This is a genomic window from Asaia bogorensis (genome assembly GCF_900465345.1).
GTDB lineage: Bacteria > Pseudomonadota > Alphaproteobacteria > Acetobacterales > Acetobacteraceae > Asaia > Asaia bogorensis_A.
The window spans coordinates 1-3478 of the sequence record NZ_UEGO01000039.1 but is presented as its reverse complement, the minus strand read 5'-3'; the positions used below and the strand labels follow the sequence as shown (position 1 = coordinate 3478).

Sequence of the window (3478 nt, the reverse complement as noted above, 5' to 3'; positions counted from 1 at the left end):
GGGCCGGGAGAGGGTCTAACTCGCGTTCGAGAAGTGGGAGAACGCGACGGGCCTCGGCAATAGCAGCGGCTGACGGCTTTGCCTGCGTCGTACTGCCAAGCACCAAGCCCGGAGCAACATCGCCTCGGCGCAAGCGGGCGTTACGCTCGGCATCCGTTTCGCGCCTGCCGAAGAACCCGCCAGAGTGCGAGCCGATCACTGCCTGCAATTCGGGGCTGATCACGATCGCCGGGCGGCGATCAGACGTGGTGAGGTTGTTCATCGCTGCATCTCCCCCATGCCTTGGCGTGCGAGCCATTCGGCCTCCATGCGGTCGGCCTGTTGTGCGAGAATGGATTTTGGTCGCTCACGTGGGACGGACGCTGTTTTGCCCCCGCGCTCGCTGTCCCTGCGGCACCAGTTGCGAAACGTGGCGTCCCAGTCGAGCTTGACGCCCTTTGCGCCGGCAACCGCGCGCCAGTAGTCGCAGAAAGCTTCGGCCACCTTGTTCGGGTCGCAGCCATTCGAACGGGCGAACTGCTGGAGATCGTCAGACGGCCACCAGGTATCCGGCAGTCTGCAGCCCTTGGGAGCTTTCGGCTCGGAATATCCCACAACCCGGACGGCTGGCTTTTCGTCAGGCGCGGAAGCGCTGACAGACTCTGAACGTAGTGAAGAGTCTATATCTGCTTCTGCTTCTGCTTCTTGGTGTTTAAGGGGGGTGGTTAACCCATCTTCGTTATGGGGGTTAACCCCTGCCTTAAGCCCACGCTTAACCCCTGTTGTTCGCTTGGGGTTAAGCCCCCCGGTTAAGGTCGGATTGCCCCCCATCTTGCCATTTGCTGAAGCCTCATCGGAAATGGCCTTATCCCTGACCATGCGCCGATTGAAGATTACGCCATCTTCCGATCTGCTAAATGCCCCCGCTTCCTCAAGCTCAGACAGGCATGAGGTCAGCTCATCAATGCTTGCGCCGCACACGGCAGCAAGTTGTCGCTCGGTCGGCTGGCGCCCGTTGACGAGCAAATGGCCGCACGGCTCTGCATCGAACATGATTGCCAGGAGGTCCATCCAGATGCCTCGTGCGGCTGGCGAGCACATGCGCAATGCTGGATCACGCTGCCAGTCCTGCCACCACCATTTTGTCCATCGTCTTGCAGTGCTCATCCCACCACCTCGCGAATGGTCACGACTGTCCGCTGTTCGGCGCGCTTGCACTTGATGCCGATCACCTCGATTTCGGCGTACTGCGGGGCGTCATCGATGATGAAGCCGAGGCCGCGCTTGTTCTTCGTGCGCTGACGAGCGCCTTCCGTGCGGACGTTGAGCAGCGCGGGCGTCGTCAGGCAGTCCAGCAGCCGCTTGGCAGAGCCCCAGAGGTTGTCCTTGTCTGGGGTGCCGACAGAGTGCCGCTCCACTATGACCTTGGCGCGCTTAAAAGGCTCAGGCGGGCGCAGGTGAAGCGCCGCTGCCACGACCTGCCTGCGGAGTTGGTTCTTTTGCTTCGCCGTTGTGGAGTGGCTAAACCCGGTCGTTCTGTTCACGAGCGGGAAGGGCGCGGGGAGGGTGAAGGTTATTTCTCGCATGGCGCAAACCTCCCGGCCCGGTCCCGCTCCCGTTTCAGGGCGCGGATCTCGGCTTTGAGGGTGGCGATTTCCTTATCCTTGGCGGCCATCAGGGCCAGCGTGCGGGCAGGTTCAGCCTTGGCCTCCCATAGCAGGACGCGCAGGCGCCCAATCTCGGCTTCTAGGCGGCGGGCGTAGGGCGTGCGGTATATTTTCAGCATCGAAGCGTCTCCATATCGATATTACCGTGCTCAACAGCGAACGTGATCGCCCACACCCATGGATTTTCTGCCCATGCGTCAACGCCGCTGATTTCACGCCAAATTTGCTCAAACCATCCACGGGGATCGCCGCTTTGATAGCTCGGGTCTGGGCAGCCTTCTGCTATCGCGTCCTGCTCACTAATTTCGTGCAGCTTGTGCGCACGGATATCGGTTACGGCTAATGTCAAGCGGCTCGCCCAGCGCGGCATGAAAAGCGAGGGCGCGCGCGGCATTTCAGCAAGTATCTCGGGGTCGGCTTCCGTCGCGAAATACACAACGGCATCTGCACTTATATCGGTGGGCTTTTTCTTCGGGATCGGCGCTGGACGGCAATAACGGTAATCGTTTATTCCCCACGTCTCCCGTACCCAGAAACGATCACCAGGAACGCAGGGGGCTTTACCAATATAAGGCCCGCAACGGTCGTCTTCCGACCACCAGTTCCAATCCAATGTCATACCACGGGGATTTTCTCGAGTTATTCGACCCCCGCAATATGCATCAATATAGGGATGTGGATGCTTCTGATGATGATTGGGGTGTACGCCGCCCGCATAGGCGGCGGGTTGGGCTTTCATCACGCGACGCGTCTGCGTCTTGCGCCCATCCAAAATCGCGCGAACCATGGAAGCATTGAATAGAATTCCCCTATCGGTCATGGCTCAACCCATCCCCAGCGCGCGACGATATGTGTCGAGAATTGTTTCCGCTTCTTCCACCTTCGCCGGGTCTTGCTTGCGCAGCTTGACGATTTGCCTGACTGCCGGAATGTCAAATCCCGCACTCTTCAATTCCGAATAAATATCCTTGATATCGTTAGAGAGAGCTGCACGCTCGGCCTCCAGTCTCTCAATTCTTTCAATGCCGGAACGCAGTCGTTCGACAGAAATCCCGCCCACGTTCTCGCTGGTGTGGCCTGTCATGTCGGTATCGCTCATCGGTTCTGCCCCTTCATGGGAACGAGGTATTTTTCAGTGCGGACGAAATAGCCAAGCGCGTTGAAAACCCGATCCGGAATGTCGCCGGGGCTTCCGTTGAGCGCCTGAGAAATATCTGACTGAGACAGGCCAATCTTGCGAGCCAAGGCGCGCTGACCGCCCGCCATTTCCACGGCGTCCACGATTATTGATTGCGAATTTGCAATCGGTGTGAGGGTGGTCATTTGCGCTCCTTCAGCTCTCTGCGAGCTTCATCGAGCAACACTTTGAACCGGGCGATTTCAGCGTGAGCTACAGCGGCCCATGCATCCCAGTCTTTCCAGACGATCCGCAGAAACGTCAGTCGGTATGAAGGTGGAGGGCCTGCATCTCTTCCGATGCCAAACCGACCGACCTTGATTTTGAACCAAGGCATAATTCTTGCTCCCGCGCCGCACGGCGCTCAGCAACGAGGCGTTCAACCTCGTCCGCTATGGATGAACACGAGGCCATCAGTTCGATCAGTGCTTCCGCATCGGGAGCATTGGCGCCTGACAGCCAATTCTTTGCGGCTCGTGGCGTCTTGTTCGCAGCACGAGCCAGGTATTCGGCTGCAGACCGGAAAGGGCGGAACTCGCGCGCTATGGCCTGCAGGAGTGAATCTCGAATTGAGACGGCTGCAGCACTCATTGGCCGCGCGCTCGCTGGAAAGGACCGATTTCGGTCCATTTGAGACTGAAATAGGTCCGAGAGA

Annotated in this window: 8 protein-coding genes; all 8 read right to left on the bottom strand. The window is 58.9% G+C overall.

Features of this window, described 5'->3' with window-relative positions:
* A partial coding sequence (locus tag ED655_RS15005; RefSeq protein ID WP_162993560.1) for a hypothetical protein occupies positions 1-262 on the bottom strand: 262 nt, incomplete at its 3' end.
* The gene (locus ED655_RS15000) at positions 259-1032 is read right to left on the bottom strand and encodes a hypothetical protein (RefSeq protein WP_162993559.1); all 774 of its coding nucleotides are present in this window, start codon (positions 1030-1032) and stop codon (positions 259-261) included. The genes ED655_RS15005 and ED655_RS15000, both read right to left, overlap by 4 nt.
* Positions 1033-1142: 110 nt before the next feature.
* Positions 1143-1565, bottom strand: coding sequence for a hypothetical protein (locus ED655_RS14995; RefSeq protein ID WP_122050911.1), 423 nt, complete (start codon positions 1563-1565; stop codon positions 1143-1145).
* Complete coding sequence (locus tag ED655_RS14990; protein WP_122050909.1) at positions 1553-1765, bottom strand: hypothetical protein; 213 nt, start codon at positions 1763-1765, stop codon at positions 1553-1555. The genes ED655_RS14995 and ED655_RS14990 overlap by 13 nt, the downstream gene beginning before the upstream one ends.
* Complete coding sequence (locus tag ED655_RS14985) at positions 1759-2466, bottom strand: hypothetical protein (protein WP_122050908.1); 708 nt, start codon at positions 2464-2466, stop codon at positions 1759-1761. Before ED655_RS14985 ends, ED655_RS14990 begins: the two co-directional genes overlap by 7 nt.
* 3 nt (positions 2467-2469) lie before the next feature.
* Complete coding sequence (locus tag ED655_RS14980; RefSeq protein WP_122050907.1) at positions 2470-2745, bottom strand: DUF2312 domain-containing protein; 276 nt, start codon at positions 2743-2745, stop codon at positions 2470-2472.
* Positions 2742-2969, bottom strand: coding sequence for a helix-turn-helix domain-containing protein (locus ED655_RS14975; RefSeq protein ID WP_122050906.1), 228 nt, complete (start codon positions 2967-2969; stop codon positions 2742-2744). Before ED655_RS14975 ends, ED655_RS14980 begins: the two co-directional genes overlap by 4 nt.
* Before the next feature lie 115 nt (positions 2970-3084).
* A partial coding sequence (locus ED655_RS15645; protein ID WP_205836061.1) for a hypothetical protein occupies positions 3085-3478 on the bottom strand: 394 nt, incomplete at its 5' end.

Excerpts from the sequence above, each read along its gene's own strand:
- ED655_RS14985 (WP_122050908.1), bottom strand. The coding sequence starts at position 2,466 with ATGACCGATAGGGGAATTCTATTCAATGCTTCCATGGTTCGCGCGATT.
- ED655_RS15000 (WP_162993559.1), bottom strand. The coding sequence starts at position 1,032 with ATGTTCGATGCAGAGCCGTGCGGCCATTTGCTCGTCAACGGGCGCCAG.
- ED655_RS14980 (WP_122050907.1), bottom strand. The coding sequence starts at position 2,745 with ATGAGCGATACCGACATGACAGGCCACACCAGCGAGAACGTGGGCGGG.
- ED655_RS14990 (WP_122050909.1), bottom strand. The coding sequence starts at position 1,765 with ATGCTGAAAATATACCGCACGCCCTACGCCCGCCGCCTAGAAGCCGAG.
- ED655_RS14995 (WP_122050911.1), bottom strand. The coding sequence starts at position 1,565 with ATGCGAGAAATAACCTTCACCCTCCCCGCGCCCTTCCCGCTCGTGAAC.
- ED655_RS14975 (WP_122050906.1), bottom strand. The coding sequence starts at position 2,969 with ATGACCACCCTCACACCGATTGCAAATTCGCAATCAATAATCGTGGAC.